The 17808-nt window shown below is 67.5% G+C and carries 19 protein-coding genes; 9 read left to right on the top strand and 10 right to left on the bottom strand.

Annotation, left to right across the window (positions count from 1 at the left end; all coding sequences use genetic code 11):
• Positions 1-10: 10 nt before the first annotated feature.
• Positions 11-1021, bottom strand: a complete 1011-nt coding sequence (locus ACZ1J6_RS22155; protein WP_132261746.1) for a cysteine synthase A — start codon at positions 1019-1021, stop codon at positions 11-13.
• A gap of 253 nt (positions 1022-1274) precedes the next feature.
• On the bottom strand, positions 1275-1592 hold the full coding sequence (locus ACZ1J6_RS22150) for a 2Fe-2S iron-sulfur cluster-binding protein (RefSeq protein ID WP_132261744.1): 318 nt from the start codon (positions 1590-1592) through the stop codon (positions 1275-1277).
• 104 nt (positions 1593-1696) lie between these two features.
• On the opposite strand from ACZ1J6_RS22150, the gene ACZ1J6_RS22145 reads away from it, so the two are divergent.
• Entirely contained in the window at positions 1697-2314 is a 618-nt protein-coding gene (locus tag ACZ1J6_RS22145) for a DNA-3-methyladenine glycosylase family protein (RefSeq protein WP_132261743.1), read from the top strand.
• Between the two features lie 8 nt (positions 2315-2322).
• Here the strand turns inward: ACZ1J6_RS22145 and ACZ1J6_RS22140 are convergent, their stop codons facing one another.
• Together ACZ1J6_RS22140 and ACZ1J6_RS22135 are read right to left on the bottom strand one after the other, a co-directional pair.
• Positions 2323-3441 carry an acyltransferase family protein gene (locus ACZ1J6_RS22140; RefSeq protein WP_431568675.1) on the bottom strand — a complete coding sequence of 373 codons (1119 nt, stop codon included), beginning with the start codon at positions 3439-3441 and terminating at the stop codon, positions 2323-2325.
• Between the two features lie 10 nt (positions 3442-3451).
• Positions 3452-3751 (bottom strand): 4a-hydroxytetrahydrobiopterin dehydratase, encoded by a 300-nt coding sequence (locus tag ACZ1J6_RS22135; protein ID WP_132261739.1) that lies wholly within the window; start codon positions 3749-3751, stop codon positions 3452-3454.
• Positions 3752-3815: 64 nt separating this feature from the next.
• Here ACZ1J6_RS22135 and ccmA point away from each other — a divergent pair, with 64 nt between their 5' ends.
• The 5 genes from ccmA to ACZ1J6_RS22110 all read left to right on the top strand — a co-directional run bounded on the left by ccmA (position 3816) and on the right by ACZ1J6_RS22110 (position 7841).
• Entirely contained in the window at positions 3816-4397 is a 582-nt protein-coding gene (gene ccmA, locus ACZ1J6_RS22130) for a heme ABC exporter ATP-binding protein CcmA (protein WP_132261738.1), read from the top strand.
• A complete protein-coding gene (locus tag ACZ1J6_RS22125) occupies positions 4394-5053 on the top strand; it encodes a heme exporter protein CcmB (protein WP_431568674.1) in 660 nt (219 codons plus the stop codon). The genes ccmA and ACZ1J6_RS22125 overlap by 4 nt, the downstream gene beginning before the upstream one ends.
• A 123-nt stretch (positions 5054-5176) precedes the next feature.
• Complete coding sequence (locus ACZ1J6_RS22120) at positions 5177-6319, top strand: sulfotransferase family protein (protein ID WP_431568673.1); 1143 nt, start codon at positions 5177-5179, stop codon at positions 6317-6319.
• 32 nt (positions 6320-6351) lie between these two features.
• Positions 6352-6975 (top strand): carboxymuconolactone decarboxylase family protein, encoded by a 624-nt coding sequence (locus ACZ1J6_RS22115; RefSeq protein WP_134095122.1) that lies wholly within the window; start codon positions 6352-6354, stop codon positions 6973-6975.
• A 419-nt stretch (positions 6976-7394) separates the two neighbouring features.
• Positions 7395-7841 (top strand): hypothetical protein, encoded by a 447-nt coding sequence (locus tag ACZ1J6_RS22110; RefSeq protein ID WP_132261730.1) that lies wholly within the window; start codon positions 7395-7397, stop codon positions 7839-7841.
• Positions 7842-7913: 72 nt separating this feature from the next.
• On the opposite strand, the gene ACZ1J6_RS22105 is transcribed toward ACZ1J6_RS22110, so the two are convergent.
• Complete coding sequence (locus tag ACZ1J6_RS22105; protein WP_132261728.1) at positions 7914-9074, bottom strand: isovaleryl-CoA dehydrogenase; 1161 nt, start codon at positions 9072-9074, stop codon at positions 7914-7916.
• A 119-nt stretch (positions 9075-9193) separates the two neighbouring features.
• Between ACZ1J6_RS22105 and ACZ1J6_RS22100 the strand changes: the two genes are divergently transcribed.
• The 3 genes from ACZ1J6_RS22100 to ACZ1J6_RS22090 all read left to right on the top strand — a co-directional run bounded on the left by ACZ1J6_RS22100 (position 9194) and on the right by ACZ1J6_RS22090 (position 12028).
• The gene (locus ACZ1J6_RS22100; protein WP_465128045.1) at positions 9194-10090 is read left to right on the top strand and encodes a LysR family transcriptional regulator; all 897 of its coding nucleotides are present in this window, start codon (positions 9194-9196) and stop codon (positions 10088-10090) included.
• Between the two features lie 369 nt (positions 10091-10459).
• Positions 10460-11380 carry a LysR family transcriptional regulator gene (locus tag ACZ1J6_RS22095; protein WP_132261725.1) on the top strand — a complete coding sequence of 307 codons (921 nt, stop codon included), beginning with the start codon at positions 10460-10462 and terminating at the stop codon, positions 11378-11380.
• A 114-nt stretch (positions 11381-11494) separates the two neighbouring features.
• Positions 11495-12028 (top strand): phosphoribosyltransferase, encoded by a 534-nt coding sequence (locus tag ACZ1J6_RS22090; RefSeq protein ID WP_132261723.1) that lies wholly within the window; start codon positions 11495-11497, stop codon positions 12026-12028.
• Between the two features lie 9 nt (positions 12029-12037).
• On the opposite strand, the gene ACZ1J6_RS22085 is transcribed toward ACZ1J6_RS22090, so the two are convergent.
• The 5 genes from ACZ1J6_RS22085 to ACZ1J6_RS22065 all read right to left on the bottom strand — a co-directional run bounded on the left by ACZ1J6_RS22085 (position 12038) and on the right by ACZ1J6_RS22065 (position 17743).
• Positions 12038-12529, bottom strand: a complete 492-nt coding sequence (locus ACZ1J6_RS22085) for a DUF4269 domain-containing protein (protein ID WP_465128290.1) — start codon at positions 12527-12529, stop codon at positions 12038-12040.
• A 38-nt stretch (positions 12530-12567) separates the two neighbouring features.
• Positions 12568-13584, bottom strand: a complete 1017-nt coding sequence (locus ACZ1J6_RS22080; protein WP_134095128.1) for an adenosine deaminase — start codon at positions 13582-13584, stop codon at positions 12568-12570.
• A complete protein-coding gene (gene guaD / locus ACZ1J6_RS22075; RefSeq protein WP_431568671.1) occupies positions 13581-14867 on the bottom strand; it encodes a guanine deaminase in 1287 nt (428 codons plus the stop codon). The genes ACZ1J6_RS22080 and guaD overlap by 4 nt, the downstream gene beginning before the upstream one ends.
• 70 nt (positions 14868-14937) lie before the next feature.
• A complete protein-coding gene (locus tag ACZ1J6_RS22070) occupies positions 14938-16302 on the bottom strand; it encodes an NCS2 family permease (protein ID WP_431568670.1) in 1365 nt (454 codons plus the stop codon).
• 157 nt (positions 16303-16459) lie between these two features.
• Positions 16460-17743 carry a spinster family MFS transporter gene (locus tag ACZ1J6_RS22065; RefSeq protein WP_431568669.1) on the bottom strand — a complete coding sequence of 428 codons (1284 nt, stop codon included), beginning with the start codon at positions 17741-17743 and terminating at the stop codon, positions 16460-16462.
• Positions 17744-17808: the final 65 nt, after the last annotated feature.

The following is a 17808-nucleotide window of genomic DNA, read 5'->3' as shown; positions in this document are numbered from 1 at the left end:
ACCGTTTACCTCAGGATCGCAGCCATGGGAAGACGGGCAGGTTCTTCGATTCCAGCCATTCCGGATTGAACAGCGAGGAGAGGTAGCGGAATCCGGTGTCGCACAGGATCGTGGCGACGCGCGCGTCGGCCTTGCCTTCGGCCACCAGCTTGCGTCCCAGCGCCACGGCGCCCGCCACATTGATGCCCGAGGACAGGCCGAGGCAGAGCCCCTCTTCCGAAAGCAGGCGGCGGACCCATTCGAGGCCCTCTTCGTCCGAGATGCGGAACTGGGTATCGATCGGCGCGCCTTCGAGGTTGGCAGTGATCCGTCCCTGCCCGATGCCTTCGGCGACCGACGAGCCTTCGGCCTTCAACTCGCCATGGGCATAGTAGTTGTAGAGCGCCGCGCCGTGCGGATCGGTGAGCGCAATGGTGATGTTCTCGTCGAAGGCCTTGAGGCCGAGGCCGGTACCCGCGATCGTGCCGCCGGTGCCCGCAGCGCAAGTGAAGCCGTCGATCCGGCCGTCCAGCTGCTGCCAGATTTCCGGCGCGGTGCTTTCGATATGGGCCTTGCGGTTGGCGATATTGTCGAACTGGTTGGCCCAGATCGCGCCCGGCGTCTCTTCGGCAAGGCGGCGCGAGGTGTGGACAAAGTGGCCGGGGTTGGAGAACGGCGCGGCCGGCACCAGGACCAGCTCGGCGCCCAGCGCGCGCAGCGTGTCCATCTTCTCGCGCGACTGCGTTTCCGGCATGACGATGATCGTCTTGTAGCCCAGCGCATTGGCCACCAGCGCGATGCCGATGCCGGTGTTGCCCGCCGTGCCTTCCACGATCGTGCCGCCGGGCTGGAGCAGGCCCTTCGCTTCGGCATCGCGCACGATCCACAAGGCCGCGCGATCCTTCACCGAGGCGCCGGGATTGGCGAATTCGCACTTGCCCCAGATCTCGCATCCGGCCGCTTCGCTCGGTCCCTTGAGCAGGACGAGCGGGGTGTTGCCGATGAGGTCGAGAGTGGAGCGCTGGGGGATCGGTGCAGTCATGGCGGCACAGGTAGGAAGTCAGACCGAAAGGCGCAAATGATTTGCGGAGTTTTTTGAGCAGGCCATTCGCCTTGCTCCCCGTCTTATGCCCGTCTCGTGGTCCGGCAAGCGCCCCGGCCCGCGGCGCCTGCCCGCTTTCCGCCTCGCCCCCCTCAAGAATTCATCCCGGAGGGGAGGTCCGATGGGACGCAGGCCGGTGCCCGCGCAAAACGGCCCGGAGGCCGTCTTGCCGGAGCGTCAGGTCATCGCAGAATCAGTCTTCCTGCGCGATCGTGACCTTGCAGCCTTCGAGCACCGAAGTGATCGGCACCTGGCAGGACAGGCGCGAGTATTCGTTGCGATGGTCCGAGCTGTCGAGCAGGTCGTTCTCGTCTTCGCTCATGGCCGGCAGCTTGTCGGCGAAGGCGGGATCGATGTGGACGTGGCAGGTCGCGCAGGAGCAGCAGCCGCCGCAGAGGGCCAGAAGCTCGTCGAAACCGCTGTCGCGGATCGTTTCCATGAGGGTGCGGCCTTCAAGGGCCTCAACGGTGGATTCTTCGCCCGATTGATTGATGACGATGATCTGCGGCATTCTCGTCGATCCTCTTTGATACTGCATGTATCATAACATGCTGGTTTCGGCCTTTGGGGCCGGCTGCTAATGGCTGCAATCCCCTTTTGCAAGGTAATCGAACTATGGGCTTGAGCGCTGGCGCACTGAAACTGGGACTCGACGCGATTGCGGGGCGAGAGCCCGCCATCGCCCGAGCGCTGGATGCGGCCGGCTACCCCGAACCGCGCATCCGCCCTACCGGATACGCCACGCTCCTGCGCACGATCGTGGGCCAGCAAGTGTCGGTGGCGGCGGCCTCTTCGGTGTGGCAGCGGCTCGAGGACCTGCTGGGCGAAGGGATCGCGCCCGAAACTTTGCTGGCCGCCGAATTCGAAGCCCTGCGCGGCTGCGGGCTTTCGCGTCAGAAGCAGGGTTATGCGCGCAGCCTTTGCGAACTGGTGATCGCCGGCACGCTCGACTTCGACGACTTGCCCGCGGACGACGAGGAGGCAATCGCCCAGCTTGTGCGCATCAAGGGCATCGGCCGCTGGTCCGCGGAAATCTATCTGCTTTTCGCGGAAGGCCGCCCGGACATCTGGCCGGCCGGCGACCTTGCGGTGCAGGCCGGCATGCACAAGATCCTCGGCCTGGAAGCGCGCCCGAGCGAGAAGGAAGCGCGGGAACTGGCCGAAGCCTGGCGCCCCCATCGCGGCGCCGCGGCGATCTTCACCTGGCACTGCTACAACAACCCGGCCCTTTAAGCGGCGCCCTAAACGGAGAGGGGCGCCTTCCGTAGCCCCGCTTCGCCGAGAAAACGGTTCTCCATCCACCGGCGCAGGCGCGGGGACTGCCGCTCGGTCAGGATCGATATTCCCGCGCTGGCCAGCACGATCAGCGCGATCAGGGCTGCGAACATCGGAAAACTGCGCCCGGCCTCGATCTCCCAGGACCGCAGAAGCTGGATCAGCGGCCAGTGGAACAGGTAGAGCGTGAAGGAAAAGCTGGCGAGCGTCCGGGCGGCTCCGTCCAGACGCAGGATCGGCGCCGAAAGCAGGTTCACCAGCGGACGCGCGGCCACCAGCGCCAGGGTCATGGCCAAGCCCATCAGCAGGTCCGACAACGCCCATTGCGACCATTCGGCATCGCCCGGCCACCACGCCTTGAGCAGGGGATTGAGCACCGTGTGATCGATCCGGAACAGGAACAGCGCCATCGCGCAGGCCGCCACGATCGCGACCGGCGCAGCCGCAAGGGGCAAGCGCCGGGCGGCCCGAACATGGGTCAGCGCCGCCCCCATCAGCCAGACCGGCATCAGCAGGAGAATGGCCCCGCCCGCCGCCGCGCAGCCCAGCGCCACCGCAAGAATGCGCGGCCAGCCCCGCAGGAACACGGCCAATGCGAAGATCGCATAGTACCAGACCTCGTAGCAGAGCGACCAATAGGGCGGGTTCCAGACCGGTCCGGCCACCCCCGGCCAGGCGCTGAGGAAAGCCAGCGGCGCCAGCAGTTGCTTCGTCACTTCCAGCGCTTCCGCGGGGGAATTGTCCATTCGCACCGGCATCGGCCCCGCCAGCACATAGGCCGCCAGCGTGCCGAACAGCAGCGAGGGCACCGCGACCGGCAGGATGCGCGACAGGCGCGCCACGGCATAGCGCGGCAGGCTGGACCGGCCGCTCAGCACGGACGTGCTGATCACGAGGCCCGAAAGCACGAAGAACACGATCACGCAGTAATGCTGCATGCGCACGCCGAAGGGAAACCAGCCGTGATAAAGCCCGAGCTGCACCGCATGACCGATGGCCACGAGCAGCGCCGCGCCAAAGCGCACGAAGTCCAGCACGACCGAGAGCGGCCGCGTCAGGAAAGGTTCCTCGGCAGGCGGGCTCACGGGAGCCGAATCAGTCGCGCGGGGCGGCCGCGTCGATGAAGCGGGCCAGTTCCAGGTCGCGGCGGCTCAGGCCATCGGCATCGTGGGTGGTCAGCGTGATCTCCACGCGGTTGTAGACGTTGAACCATTCAGGATGATGGTCGGCCTTGTCGGCCTGGATGGCCACGCGGGTCATGAAGCCGAAAGCCTCGTTGAAATCCGCGAATTTCAGCTTGCGCACGATGGCGAGGCCGTCCTCGCGCAAGTCCCAGCCGGGCAGTGCGGCCAGCGCTTCATCGCGTTCGGCGTCGGTAAGGCGGGCAATCGGCATGGGCGACTCCGTAAAGATGCAGCCAGCTTGGCACTGGGGGGGCTTTCCACTATCGCGTCACCCCATGCAAGGGGCCTCCATCGCCATCGACGACCTCGCCTGCCGGCGCGGCGACAGGCTGCTGTTTCGCGGCGTCTCGCTGCGGCTCGATGCCGGCGAGGCACTGCAGGTGACCGGGCGCAACGGCATCGGCAAGTCCAGCCTGCTGCGTATCCTGGCCGGCCTGGCCCCGGCCTTTTCCGGCGCCGTGACGACCGCAGGCAGCATCGGCCTGGTGGACGAACGCCCGGCGCTCGATCCGGGCTGGACGCTCGGCTCCGCCCTGGCGTTCTGGCAGCAGATGGACGGGAATGGCGAAGATCGGCACATGGCCCGCCTGGGTCTCTCGGGCCTGCTCGACGTGCCGGTGCGCTACTTGTCCACGGGGCAGAAGAAGCGCGCCGCCCTTGCCCGCCTGCTCGGCCAGGACGCGCGGATCTGGCTGCTCGACGAGCCGCTGAACGGGCTCGACAGCCATGCCGTCGCCCTGGTCGAGGCACTGGCGGCGGAGCATTGCAGCAAGGGCGGCATTGCGGTGATCGCTTCTCACCAGCCTTTCGCGCTGCCGGGCATGGCCACCCTCGCCCTTGCGGAGCACGCGGCATGAGCGTCAGGATCCGGCCCCTCCTCAAGCGAGACCTCACGCGCCTGCTGCTGGGCGGACGCGGCAGCGGGGCGCTGCTGCCGATCCTGTTCTTCCTCTCGGTGGCGATGCTCTATCCCTTCTCCGTCGGCCCCGATGCGCCGCTGCTGGCGCGGACCGGCGGCGGCGTGATCTGGGTCGCCGCCTTGCTGGCCGCGATCCTGCCGCTCGACCGCCTGGTGGAGCCCGACATCGAGATGGGCCTGTTCGATCAGTGGGCGCTGCGCGGCATCTCCGAGGAACTGGTGATCGCGGTGCGGGTGCTCGCCCATTGGCTGAGCTTCGGCCCCCCGCTCATGCTGGCCGCCCTGCCCGCCGCCGCCCTGCTCGGGCTGGACGGGCAGAGGCTCATGCTGGTCGAGATCGGGCTGCTGGCGGGTACGCCGGGCCTCGCCGCGCTGGGGGTGACGGTTGCCGCGCTCACGGCCGGCCTGCGCGGCGGCGCGGCGCTGGGGGGGCTGCTGATGATCCCCATGGCCGTGCCGGTGCTGATCTTCGGCGCGGGCAGCCTCGGCAGCGGCGGCACGGGCGGACTGGCCCTGACCGCGGCGGCAAGCCTGGTCCTGCTGGCCATCGCCCCTTTCGCCAGCGGCGCGGCGATCCGCGCGGCCCGCGGCTGACGATCTCGCGCGGCGCGCCGCCGGCGAGCGCTCGTTTCATCGCCACGGCGGTTGGCGCAGTTACCGCTGCCCAAGCATAGTGCGCTTCCAGATCCGGCCAGAACCGGACAGCGGGAGAATGCCATGGAAAGCCATCGGACGCTGATCGACAGGGCCAGGCGCGAAGCCGGGCTCGACGACTTCGGCGCAGACGGCTTTCGCGAGGGCCTGGAAATCCTGGTCGATTCCCTCGATCGCGAGGCCGGGCTCAATGCGCTGGGCGAAAGCGCCCTTGCGGAACGCATTGTCCTGCATCTCAAGCAGAGACTGGAAATCGAAGACTGGTATCGCCGCCATCCCGAGATCGCGGACGAGGAGATCCGCGCGCCGCTGTTCGGCGTCAGCCTGCCGCGCACCGGTTCCTCGGCGCTGTCGTTCCTGCTCGCGAGCGACCCGGCGATCCGCTACCTCAGGGTCTGGGAAAGCAGCCGCCCCTGTCCGCCGCCTGGCACTGTCGAAGGACCCGATCCCCGCCGGGGCGTCTCCGCCAGCAGCGCCGACGAGACGTTGAAAGGCGGCCGCCGCACGCCAAGCGGGATCGACGGCGCGATGGAGTGCCAGGACATCATGGCGCTCGATTTCAAGAGCCAGATATTCCAGGCTTTCGCCCAGGTTCCCCGCTATTCGGACTGGCTTCTCCAAGCCGACCTGACCGAGACTTACGCCTATCACAAGCGTGTGCTGAAGCTGCTGCAATGGCGGCAACCGGCGCGGCCCTGGCGGCTCAAGGCGCCCACGCACATGCTCTATCTCGATGCGCTGACGGCGGCGTTTCCCGATGCCCGCTTCGTCATGACTCACCGCGATCCCAGCGACGTGATCCTGTCCGTGGCCACGGTCTATGCCGACATCATCGGCAAGTTCACCGACCGGACCGATCATGCCTATCTCGGCGATCTCAACCTTCGGACCTGGTCCGAGGCGATGCGGCGGGCGATCGCCTTTCGCGATGGCGGCGGGGACCACCGTTTTCACGACATCCACTTCCGCGCCATGCTGCGCGACCCGCTGGGGCAAGTGCGCGAACTCTATGCCTGGCTGGGAGAGCCGGTCTCCCCGGAGTTCGCACGGGCAATGGCGGCATGGTGGGCATCGAACGAGAGCGAGCCCCGCATGGCCAAGCCCGATCCGGCGCGCTTCGGGCTCGATCCCGCAGCGGTGCGCGGCCATTTCGGCGACTATCTGGCGCACATGGAGCGGTGGGCGCCGTTCAGCGAAGCCGCTTGAACAACTTTCGGAAGAACCACAGGTGATGACAGATGGGTGAAGTAACCAGCGGCCCCGTAGACTTCGATGCCGCCGCGCGAGAGGCGCAGACGATTGCGGGAGGGCCGCGCTATGCGCCGCTGCGGCTCGACGAAGTGAGCCCGGAGGGACAGGAGCAGGTCGACGCGATCCGCGCGGCCTTCCACATACCCGACAGTCGCCCCTTCCCCGACGTCAGCCTGATCACCTTGCGCCATCCGGGCATGTTCAAGGGGCAGATGGTGCTGGGCATCGAATTGGCCGCCAGAGGCGCGATACCCGGCCGTGAGCGGGAACTGATGATCCTGCGCCTGGCCCTGCTCGCCGGCGCGCCGTTCGAATGGTGCGAACATGTGGATATCGGCAAGGCCTTCGGCATCACCGCCGAGGACCTCGAACGCGTGATCGCAGGCTCTGCCGCGCCCGGCTGGACCGAACACGAATCGGCCATGCTGCGCGCGGTCGAGGAACTGCTGGCCGATTACTGCCTGGGCGAGGAGACCTGGGACACGCTGGCCCGGACCTGGGACGAAAAGCAGATGCTGGAACTGCCCATGCTCGTCGGCGCCTATCTGATGACGGCGATGCAGCAGAATTCCCTGAAAATTCAGCCCAAGGGCGGTTTCGATTACCGCTGATCCCGGTTCGCGGGATTCGGCACGCCGATAGTCCGCGAATCGGCAGAACGAATCACTGCGAATCACCGAGTGTTTCGAAAGGCCGTCGCTCCCCGAGCGGCGGCCTTTTCTCGTGGAAAATATCGCCGGGTTTTTCGCACGGTTCACCGGCGGCGGATCCGGGGGCGCCTGTGGACAAGCGCGGCAGAACTCCGGGATAACGGCGGGATAAGTTGGGGATTTTCCTGGAAAAAACGGGCCGGGGCGGTTTCTCGCGTGGTGCGTGAAATCGCCCCGGCCCAGTCGACAGGAAGGGCAGACGGGCGCCCCATGACAAGCGCCGGCCCGAGGTCCTTGGTGCAGGCTTGACGGGCAAGACAAGCTGCGTAGACATAGCTAATGATAATCATTCTCAAATACAAGCCCGTGGAGAACCAGGCATGTATCAGTACGTCGATCGCCCGCTGAATTCGCTCGACGAGGGGTGCCGTTTCCTCGTCTGGTCCATGCGCGCCTGGGTCACGACGCTGGCCCGCCGGCAATGCCCTGCGCAGGCACTGGCCCCCGCTTTCGCCAAGTGGCGGATGATCGGCGGGCTCCAGCCGTTCCACCGGGCCATGCTGCTGTTCAACCGCGATGCACTGGAGACTTTCGCCTTCTGCCCGATGGCCTGCAGCCATGTTTCCGAGCACGAGGCGGTGATTCTCGAACTCATCACCTCGCTGCGCGACCGCGGCCCCCAGCAGACGCGCGCCACGCTGGAACTGGTGGTTTCGGAAGACAGCGTGGGCGACGTGCTGGAAACGCTCTCGAAGCTCGGCGCGGCCATGGCCATTGCCGGCATTTTCCCCGGCGAACCGGTCGAAGCGAAGAACCAGCGGCATTGAACGGCGGCGCGGAGGGAGGCGCACTTCCCTCCGACGCTCCTCATTGAGCGGGAGCGGTGAGGACCGGCGGACTTATCCCCCGATCAATTCGCGCCCGATCAGCATGCGCCTGATCTCGTTCGTACCGGCGCCGATGTCGAGCAGCTTGGCGTCACGCAGATAGCGCTCGACCGGCCAGTCCTTGGTGTAGCCGGCCCCTCCCAGTGCCTGCACCGCCTCTCCCGAGACGCGGAAGGCGTTCTCGCTGGCGAGCAGGATCGCGCCGGCCGCGTCGAACCGGGTGGTCTGCCCCGCGTCGCAGGCCCGCGCGACGGCGTAGACATAGGCCCGCGCCGACTGCAGCGCGACGTACATGTCCGCCACTTTGGCCTGCATGAGCTGGAACGTGCCGATGGCGGTGCCGAACTGGCGGCGTTCGCGTACATAGGGGATCACGGTATCCAGGCAGGCCTGCATGATGCCGATCTGCAGACCCGCCAGCACCACCCGCTCGTAGTCGAGCCCGCTCATCAGCACTTTCACGCCGCCGTTCAGCGGGCCCATGACGTTCTCTTCGGGCACGAAGCAGTCGTCGAACACCAGTTCGCACGTCGGCGATCCGCGCATGCCCATCTTGTCGATCTTCTGGCCGATGGAGAATCCGGCCATGCCTTTCTCGATCAGGAAGGCGGTGATCCCCCTGGAGCCTGCCTCCGCATCGGTGCGGGCGTAGACGACCAGCACTTCCGCGTAAGTGCCGTTGGTGATCCAGAACTTGGTGCCGTTCAGGCGGAAGCCGCCCGGCACGGCGTCGGCCCGCAGCTTCATTCCGACCACGTCGGACCCTGCCCCCGCTTCGGACATGGCCAGGCTGCCCACATGCTCGCCGGAAATCAGGCCGGGCAGGTACTTGGCCTTCTGGGCCTCGTTCCCCCAGCGCCGGATCTGGTTCACGCAGAGGTTCGAGTGCGCGCCGTAGGACAGCCCGACCGAAGCCGAGGCCCGGCTGACTTCCTCCACCGCGATCACATGTTCGAGATAGCCCAGCCCGGTGCCGCCCCATTGCTCTTCCACGGTGATGCCGTGCAGGCCAAGCTCACCCATGGCGGGCCAGAGTTCGCGCGGAAACCAGTCCTCCGCATCGACCCTGGCCGCGAGCGGCGCGATCTGTTCGTCGGCGAAACGGGCCACGCTCTCGCGGATCATCTCCGCAGATTCGCCCAGCGCGAAGTCGAAATCCGGGGTTGCCTTCATGCCCTAGTCCCAATCTTTTCGAGCGCCGCTCTCCGGCGCCTTTCGTTAACCCGCAAGTTAGCGACCGGGCTCCCTGCAAACAAATTGAAACTTCCCGCCCGGTTCGATAAATTTTCCCAATGATAAAGCGCGCGCATATCCGCCATTTCCTGGCCGTTGCCGATTCCGGCAGCTTCAAGCAGGCCTCGGCGCGGCTCCACGTCACCCAGCCGACGGTCTCGACCAGCATTGCGGAACTGGAACGCCTGGTGGGATCGCCGCTGTTCGTGCGCGACCGGCGCCATGTCCGCCTGACCGAGCCGGGGGGCGCCTTCCTGCCGATCGCCCGCGACCTCGAAGCCGGCTTCCGCCGCGCGGACCAGTTCGGCCGGCCCATGCAGGAACAGTGGCCGGACCTGAAGCTGGGGGTGATCCCGAGCGTGTCCGGCCCCCTGCTGGAACGGCTCGCCCGCGAACTGGCCGGGGACTTCGGGATCGAACTGGTGGAGGGGGACGACCGCGATTTGCGTGGGCAACTCGGCAGCGGCAAGATCCAGCTGGCGCTGACGTTGCTGGGGGAAGACGAACAAGGCCCCTGCGCCCGCACATTGCTGGAGGAGCCCTACGTCCTGGTCATGCCGGAGACGCACCGCTTCGCCGGGGCGCCGCTCGTGGCGCCGCAGGACATCGCCGGGGACATCATGATCGCCAGGCGGTCCTGCGAGGTGCTTCAGGAAACCAGCCGCTTCTTCACCGATGCCGGGGTGCGCCCGCGCTTCGCCTTGCGCAGCGAGAACGAGGACCGCTGCATGCGCATGGTTGCGGCCGGCCTTGGCGTGACGGTGGCGCCCCTGTCGCTGGCTCCTGCGGGAACAGCGACGGCGGAGATCGCAGGCTATGGCCTGAGCCGCAGACTGGGTCTGGTACGCGGCGCGGAATTCCCGGGGGAGGCGGAGGAACGACTGGCGGCGACGCTGGAGATCGTCTCCGCCAGCCTTCCCTCCCTGGCCCGTCAATCCGGTGCGTCGCCCTCATAGCGCCCGCCGGCTGTCTCCATGCCGACCGGGTCTTGCCGTGTCGGCCGTGAATATCCTGTCTTGCCCTGAGCCCTGACTTGCGCGCCCTGTGCCTGCACCAGCCGCCCGGTAACGGGCCTGCCTGTACGAGACAGCACCGAGCGGGGGCGCTCCCGAACCGGGTGTCCCTTTTTACCCCCAAATGCGGAGAAGCGCCCCCTACCGTCATGCGGTTCGCGCACTGGCAGCGGCCTCGTTGGGAGAGCAGCCGCCGCCAGCGCGTTCGCACGTTTCGGTGTTGCCCATTAGGTAAAGAGCTGACACGATGCGATCAAACGCAATGAATTTGACGCAGCGTTGCAAAAATTAGAGCAGGTCCAGACAGTCCCGATGCCGGCATTTTCCCGTTTCCTGCGCTATTTCATGGCAGTCGGCCGCCTCGGCTCGATCCGCAAGGCCGCCGACGAGCTGAACGTGTCCGCCTCCGCCATCGACCGGCAGATCCTGAACGTGGAAGCCGAACTGGGCCTCCCGCTGTTCGAGCGCCTGCCCACCGGCCTGCGGCTCACCGCGGCCGGGGAGATGATGATGGCCTCCGGTGCCCACTGGCAGCAGGGCATGGCCAGCCTGCGCGGACGGATAGAGGACTTGCGCGGGCTGAAGCGCGGCCACGTCGACATCGCGGTGATCGACGCCCTGGCGACGGGCCATGTCCCTGCGACGCTCCACGCCATCCAGCAGCGCTATCCGGGCATCACCCTGGGCATCAAGGTGCTGGGCAACGACGCGGTCCGGCGGGCGGTGATCGACGGATCGGTGGATTGCGGCATCCTGTTCGAGCCGCAGTCCTACCGTGACCTTTCGGTCCGCGCCTTCACCGAAGTGGTGCTGGGCTTCGTCACGCCGCCCGGCCATCCTTTCGCCGCCCTGCCCGAGGCGCGCTTCTCGATCTGCGCGGATGAGCCGATGATCATCCCGGCCGAGCCGCTGGCGGTCTATCAGCAGATCGCCGTGCTGGAAGGTGCGACCGGGATCGCCCTGACGCGCAAGGCGAGTTCGGACAATATCCAGATGATCACCGCGCTGGTCACGCAGGGTGCCGGGGTGGGCGTGCTCACTTCGCTGGATGTCCGCACCGACGTGCAGCGGGGCAGCCTGGCCTTCACCCGCATTTCCGATTCGCTGCTGCGGCCGATGACCCTGGCGCTCTGCACGGCCTCGGCCCGCACGCCGTCTTATGCCGCGAACCTGGTGATCGGCGAATTCGAGCACGGATTTGCCGCGCTTGGCCATGCTGCTTCAACGGCTTAGGCCCCGCCCGGCCTCTGCGGGAAGCCCAGGCGGCATCGCGCGATTGCGGATTTCGCAAGAACGCGGTAACCGGAGCAGCTTCCTCCCCACATTCGCGTTCAGGATTTGCCCCGCATGAGTGAAGCTTCCGAGCCGCAGCTCCATTATCTCGAGTATTACGAAGACTTCCTTGCCAAGGTTCGCCAGCTTTCACGGCAGGTGCAGCAGGGCGAGTGGAAGCCCGAATTCGTCATCGGCCTCGGCCGCGGCGGATTGGTTCCGGCCGTCTATATCTCGCACCAGCTGTCGCTGCCGATGCTGTCGATCGACCATTCGTCCAAGATTCCCGGCTTTGCCGACGAACTGCTGGCGAAAGTCGCGGCGATGAGCGCCGATGGCACGCGCATGCTGTTCGTGGACGACATCAACGACACCGGCGGCACCATCGAATATATCCGCAGCCAGCTGACCGAAGGCGGCTGCGACCACGGCAACTTGCGCTTCGCGGTGGTGATCAACAACAAGAGTTCCAAGGTCGGCGTCGACCTCTGGGCCGAAGTGATCGACCGTACCGACGACAAGCGCTGGTTCGTGTTCCCCTGGGAATCGGTGGGCACACGCGAAAGCATCGTCGAGGAAGCGCTTTCGGTGCCCGAACGTCTGGCCTGAAGCCGGGGGTCATGCCCCGGGGCTTCCTCCTGGCTTCATGACCTCCAGCAATCCGGCGTCGTCCATCTCCGCCAGGTCCAGCATGGCGCGGTAGGGATCGCCCTCCAGCCCGAGCACTTGCGCAAAGGCCGGCTCGGTCTTCGCGCCTGCCCTCCGCGCCGCCAGGACCGCGTCCCGGAACGCCGTGCCGCCAAGGCCGAGCAGCCGCTGCTCCACCGTGAAGTGGCGCCAGCCGTGCTGCCCGGCGACCGGCCGCGCCTGGCCGAATATCTCGAATGCCAGCCCTTCCACCGAGAACGTGGCCACCACCGGGCGGTCCGCCTTGCGCCACTGCCACATGGCGAAATGTTCGAAACGTCCGCACTCCGCCCACAGGGCCGCGGCGAACAGGTCGGGATCGGGGGCATGGCAGAGCACGTCGATGTCGCTGCCGGGAACCGCCAGGCCAAGCGGGAACGTCCCGGCGACATGCGGATCGAACCGGGCGAGCCCCGGGAGAATACCGCTCGCCGCCAGGGCCGCCTGCCAGTCCGGCCCCCTCAGCGATGCGCCTCCAGATAGGCTTCCAGCCGGTCGAGATTGGCCGCGACGGCCTCCGCCGGCAGGAACGAGCCGGTGAAGCTGTTGCGCGCCAGGGTCCCCAGCGCTGCCTTGCCCAGCCCGCGGGCCGCCGCGACGGCGCGGTAATTGTCAGCCACGTAGCCGCCGAAGTAAGCCGGATCGTCGGAATTGATCGTGGCCTTGAGGCCGTGAGCGAGCATCGCGTCGATGGGGTGATCGGCCAGGTCGTCCACCACGCAGAGCTTGTGGTTGGAGAGCGGGCAGACGGTCAGCGTCATTTCCTCACGAACCAGGCGCGCGATCAGCGCGGGGTCTTCCAGCGCGCGGTTGCCGTGATCGATGCGGTGGACGCCCAGCAGGTCGAGCGCCTGATGGACATATGCGGGCGGGCCTTCCTCGCCGGCATGGGCGGTGATCCTGAGGCCCTTTTCGCGCGCGGCGGCGAAGACCCGCGCGAATTTCTCGGGCGGGTGGCCGACTTCGGAAGAATCCAGCCCCACGGCCTCGATCCGGTCGAGCCAGGGTTCCGCCTCGGCCAGAGTGGCGAAGGCGGCCTCCTCGGAGAGATGGCGCAGGAACGAGAGGATCAGGCTGCTGGTCATGCCATGCTCGGCATGGGCGGCCTCCATGGCGGAGAGCAGGCCCTCGATCACTTCGGCGAAAGGCACGCCGCGGTCGGTGTGGGTCTGGGGATCGAACATCAGTTCGGCGTGGACCACCCCGTCCGCCGCCGCACGGGCGAAGTAGGCGGCGGCGAGGTCGTGAAAGTCCTGCCGCGTCAGCAGTACGTTGGCACCCGCGTAGTAGATGTCGAGGAAGTCCTGCAGGTTCGAGAAGTCGTAGGCGGCACGCACTTCTTCCACCGTGGCGAAGGGGATCGACACGCCGTTGCGCTCGGCCAAGGCGAACATGAGTTCGGGCTCCAGGCTGCCTTCGATGTGGAGGTGAAGCTCGGCCTTGGGCAGGCCGGCGATGAAGCTGTCGAGATCGGTCATGTCTTGTCCCTGTTCCAGGCGCAGCGGCCCAGCAGATAAGTGCGCGCCACGGCGCGGTCGTCGCCCAGCACCTGCAACGCGAAGAGCCGCTCTGCAAGTCCGGCGTCGCGGGTGCGGCGCGCGAGCAGCGGCGTCGCGCAGGGGTCCAGCACCACGAAATCGGCTTCCTGTCCCACGTCCAGCCGTCCCACGCGGTCGCCGATGTGGAGCAGCGCCGCGCTTCCCCCGGTCGCCAGCCAGAGGGCGCGGAACGGGTCGAGCGCCGTGCCTTTCATTTGTGCCGCCTGATAGGCGATGCCCTGGGTGTGGAGCAGCGAGAACGTCGTGCCCGCCCCCACGTCCGTGCCGAGGCCCAGACGCAGGCCGTGCCGGTCTGCCTGCCCGAAATCGAAGCAGCCGGAACCGAGGAACAGGTTCGAACTGGGGCAGACCGCGATCCCCGCCCCACTTTCGTGGAGCCGGTGGCAGGCCCTCTCCGACAAGTGGACCCCATGCGCGAAGACCGCGCGGTCCGAGACGAGGCCGAAGCGGTCGTAGGCGTCGAGGTAGTCCGCCGCTTCGGGAAAGCGCGCCGCCACTTCCGCGCATTCGCGCAAGTTCTCGGCCAGGTGGGTGTGAAGCAGCACCTCGGGATGCTGGGCCAGGAGCGCACCGGCATCGGCAAGCTGCGTGTCGGAGCAGGCCAGCGCGAAGCGCGGCGTGACGGCGTAGCCCAGCCGCCCCCGGCCGCGCCAGCGGCGGATCAGCGCCTCGGTTCCGGCCCGGCCCGACGCGGGCGTGTCGCGCAGCCCTTCGGGGCCGAGGTCCATCAGCACTTTTCCGGAGACGATCCGCATGTCCCGCGCCAGCGCCGCCTCGAACAGGGCATCGACCGACTGTTCGTGGACCGTGGGATAGACCAGCGCGCTGGTCGTGCCGTTCCTCAGCAGTTCGTCGAGGAAGAAGGCCGCCACGACATCGGCGTGAGCCTTGTCGGCAAAGGCCTTTTCGGCCGGGAAGATGTGGCGTTCCAGCCAGTCGAGCAATTGGTCGCCATGCGCGGCGATGCGGTCGGTCTGGGGGTAGTGGACATGCGCGTCGACGAACCCCGGCACGACGAGGCCGGGCAGCGTCTCCACCGGCACTTGCCCGTAGCGTCCGGCCAGTTCGGCATAGGCCCCGCGCGCGGCGACCACCCCGTCCTCGACCACCAGCAGCCCGTCGGGCTCGTGACGGATCGCGGCGGGATCGTCCTGGGGGTCATGGGAAACGGAGAGGATTTCGGCGCGAAAGGCTTGGATCATCCGCCTTGTCCTAGCGGGCGAACGGCACGAAGGCGAGCGCCGACGCGCCGCTTCCCGCGCGGCGCCCCGTTCACCCGCCCGCCAGCCAGGCGAAGCGGGCGACGAAAAGCAGCGCCAGAACCAGCAGGAACCAGTCCTTCCGCTGGATTGTGCCGCGCACCAGCTTGAGCAAGGCATGGGCGGTGATGCCGAACGCCAGGCCGTTGGCGATGGAGAAAGTGAACGGGATCATCGCCACGGTCAGGAAGGCCGGGATCGCCGCCAGCGGGTCTTCCCATTCCACTTCGGTCAGCGGCAGCAACATGAGCCCGCCAACGATGATCAGCGCCGGTGCAGTCGCCGCCAGCGGAATGACCTGGGCATAAGGCGCCACGAACAGGGTGGCGAGGAACAGCAGGCCGGTCACCACCGCGGTCAGGCCGGTGCGCCCGCCCGCCTGCACGCCTGCCGCGCTTTCGACATAGCTGGTCACCGTGCTTGTCCCGGCCATCGAACCGACGATGGTGGCCGCGGCGTCGGTCACGAGAATACGGTTGAGCCGCGGGATCCGCCCCTGCCCGTCCATCAGCCCGGCCCGCTTGGTCACGGCCACGAGGGTGCCGATATTGTCGAACAGGTCGACGAAGAGAAAGACGAAGAGGATTTCGAACAGGCCCAGCCCATGGCTGCCCGAAAGCCCGAAGACGCCGGCGAGGTCCAGCTTGAAGGCCGTGCCGGTCAGGGCGTCCAGCGAATAGGGCTCGGGATGGACTGAAACCATGCCGCAGAGCCAGCCGAGCGCGGTCGTGGCGAGAATGCCGATCAGCATGGCGCCGCGCACGTTCCACACGGACAGCGCGCCGATCAGCACCAGTCCGAACAGGGCCAGCATGGCGCCGGGCTCCCTCAGGTTTCCGAGCGCGACGAAAGTCGCCGGATCGGCAACCACGATGCCGGCGCTTTTCAGCCCCACGAAGCCGATGAACAGGCCGATCCCCCCGGCCACCGCCGCGAAGAGATAGTGCGGGATCGCGGCGATGATGAGCTGCCGCACGCCCGTGACGGTCAGTGCCAGGAAGGCCACGCCCGACAGGAACACGCAGCCCAGCGCCACAGGCCAGGGCACGCCCATCTGCTGCACCACGGTGAAGCTGAAATAGGCATTGAGCCCCATGCCGGGCGCCAGCGCCAGCGGCGTATTGGCCACCAGCCCCATGAGGATGGACGCAAAAGCCGCCGCAAAACAGGTCGCTGCCGCCACCGAGGCCACCGGCATGCCCGCCGCGCCCAGGATCGCAGGGTTCACCAGCACGATATAGGCCATCGTCAGGAAGGTCGTCATGCCCGCCAGGACTTCGGTGCGGGCGGTGGTTCCCCGTTCCTTCAGCGCAAACCAGCGTTCCAGCGCGCCATCCGGCGGAGTGCCCGGTTCGAATTGCGTTTCGGTGCGCGTCACGTTCTCGTCCCCAACAGTTCGCGCGGCCGCGCGCGGCTGCGACGGCATTCGGCCGGTGGAGTCCTATCGGCAATTGCCGGAGGCGGCGCAACGGGCTTCGACGGTCATGCCCATCCGCTGGCCGACTATTCCCGGCCGGGACCGCCGGGATGGAGGATCAGCGCTCGTTCACCCATTCGCGCCGCAGGGCGGGTCCGGCCAGGCTCATCAGCAGGGCCGCGAGCACGTAGAGGCCCAGGCCCAGGAGCATGGAATAGCGCAGCGATTCCGCGCCATAGACCGGCGCCAGCGCCTTGGACAGCGCGCCGAGTGCGTAGATTCCGCCGCCCAGGCCGATGAGGTTGTTGATCAGCAGGAACAGGGCCGAAGCGGTCGCGCGGGCGGGCGGCTCGACGAGGTGCTGGACCGCGCTCGTCACCGGGCCGAGCCAGACATAGGCCAGCGCCTGCGGCAGCAGGAACAGCACGAAGGCGAGCGGCACGCTGGAGGTCCAGATCCCGCCCGCGAACAGCGGCACGGCCACGACATAGGCCATCGCCGGAACCCGCCCGTACCAGGCGCGGTCGGCGCGGCCGAGCCGGTCCGCAAGGAGGCCGCCGGCAAGCACCCCCACGGTCCCGCCGATCAGCAGGACCGCGCCGATGAACCAGGAGGTTTGGACGAGGTCCAGCCCGAAACTGCGCTGGAGCAGGCTGGGCAGCCAGAAGGCCAGGCCATAGCCCAGCATCGAGCTGGAAGCCGCGCCGAAGCTCAGCAGCCAGAAGGCACGCTTGCGGGCAAGCAGCGCGGCCACTTCCCCGAAGCGCACGGACGGTGCCATGCCCGGCGCGGGGCGGGGCTGGTCCCGAACCACGAACTTGAACAGCGGCGCGATCAGCAGGCCGGCAAGGCCCACCGCCACGAAAGCCGCGCGCCAGTCCACCCGCGCCGCGACATAGCCTCCGGCCAGCACGCCGGCCGCCGAACCGAGCGGGATGCCCAGCGAATAGACCGAAAGCGCGAAAGCCCGCCGCTCGCTGGGGAAGTGATCGCCGATCACCGCATAGGACGGCGCCACGCCGCCCGCCTCTCCCACACCGACGCCGAGCCGGGCGAGGAAGATATGCCAGAAGCCGGTGGCCGCGCCGCACAGCGCGGTGAACAGGCTCCACACCACCATGGAACCGGTAATGACCCAGGACCGGCTGGTCCGGTCGGCCAGCCAGGCCAGCGGGACTCCCAGCGTCGAATAGAGCATGGCGAAGGCGAGGCCGCCCAGCATGCCCATCTGCGCATCGTCGAGGCCCAGGTCCTTCTGGATCGGCGCGGCCAGGATCGCCAGGATCTGGCGGTCCACGAAGTTGAAGATATAGACCAGCAGCAGCATCGCCAGCACCAGCCGGGGCGAGGCCGACCTGCGGGCAGTTCCGGTGGATTGCCGGTGGGAGAGGTCATCGTGCATCGTCAGTCTCTTTCCTCATCCCGGACGGGATCCGGGACCACCATCGGTGAACAGCCCGCTCTCCG

This window comes from Novosphingobium sp. BL-S-21, from assembly GCF_055521655.1.
This window is presented reverse-complemented; position numbering and strand designations above follow the sequence as displayed.

What these genes read in the sequence shown, in the direction of transcription:
- ACZ1J6_RS22080 (WP_134095128.1), bottom strand. Translation starts at nt 13,584, where the DNA reads ATGACCGATCTCGACAGCTTCATCGCCGGCCTGCCCAAGGCCGAGCTT.
- ACZ1J6_RS22105 (WP_132261728.1), bottom strand. Translation starts at nt 9,074, where the DNA reads ATGAAGGCAACCCCGGATTTCGACTTCGCGCTGGGCGAATCTGCGGAG.
- ACZ1J6_RS22125 (WP_431568674.1), top strand. Translation starts at nt 4,394, where the DNA reads ATGAGCGTCAGGATCCGGCCCCTCCTCAAGCGAGACCTCACGCGCCTG.
- ACZ1J6_RS22095 (WP_132261725.1), top strand. Translation starts at nt 10,460, where the DNA reads ATGCCGGCATTTTCCCGTTTCCTGCGCTATTTCATGGCAGTCGGCCGC.
- ACZ1J6_RS22100 (WP_465128045.1), top strand. Translation starts at nt 9,194, where the DNA reads ATGATAAAGCGCGCGCATATCCGCCATTTCCTGGCCGTTGCCGATTCC.
- ACZ1J6_RS22110 (WP_132261730.1), top strand. Translation starts at nt 7,395, where the DNA reads ATGTATCAGTACGTCGATCGCCCGCTGAATTCGCTCGACGAGGGGTGC.
- ACZ1J6_RS22150 (WP_132261744.1), bottom strand. Translation starts at nt 1,592, where the DNA reads ATGCCGCAGATCATCGTCATCAATCAATCGGGCGAAGAATCCACCGTT.
- ACZ1J6_RS22145 (WP_132261743.1), top strand. Translation starts at nt 1,697, where the DNA reads ATGGGCTTGAGCGCTGGCGCACTGAAACTGGGACTCGACGCGATTGCG.
- ACZ1J6_RS22090 (WP_132261723.1), top strand. Translation starts at nt 11,495, where the DNA reads ATGAGTGAAGCTTCCGAGCCGCAGCTCCATTATCTCGAGTATTACGAA.
- ACZ1J6_RS22115 (WP_134095122.1), top strand. Translation starts at nt 6,352, where the DNA reads ATGGGTGAAGTAACCAGCGGCCCCGTAGACTTCGATGCCGCCGCGCGA.
- ACZ1J6_RS22155 (WP_132261746.1), bottom strand. Translation starts at nt 1,021, where the DNA reads ATGACTGCACCGATCCCCCAGCGCTCCACTCTCGACCTCATCGGCAAC.
- guaD (WP_431568671.1), bottom strand. Translation starts at nt 14,867, where the DNA reads ATGATCCAAGCCTTTCGCGCCGAAATCCTCTCCGTTTCCCATGACCCC.
- ACZ1J6_RS22065 (WP_431568669.1), bottom strand. Translation starts at nt 17,743, where the DNA reads ATGCACGATGACCTCTCCCACCGGCAATCCACCGGAACTGCCCGCAGG.
- ACZ1J6_RS22135 (WP_132261739.1), bottom strand. Translation starts at nt 3,751, where the DNA reads ATGCCGATTGCCCGCCTTACCGACGCCGAACGCGATGAAGCGCTGGCC.
- ACZ1J6_RS22120 (WP_431568673.1), top strand. Translation starts at nt 5,177, where the DNA reads ATGGAAAGCCATCGGACGCTGATCGACAGGGCCAGGCGCGAAGCCGGG.
- ccmA (WP_132261738.1), top strand. Translation starts at nt 3,816, where the DNA reads ATGCAAGGGGCCTCCATCGCCATCGACGACCTCGCCTGCCGGCGCGGC.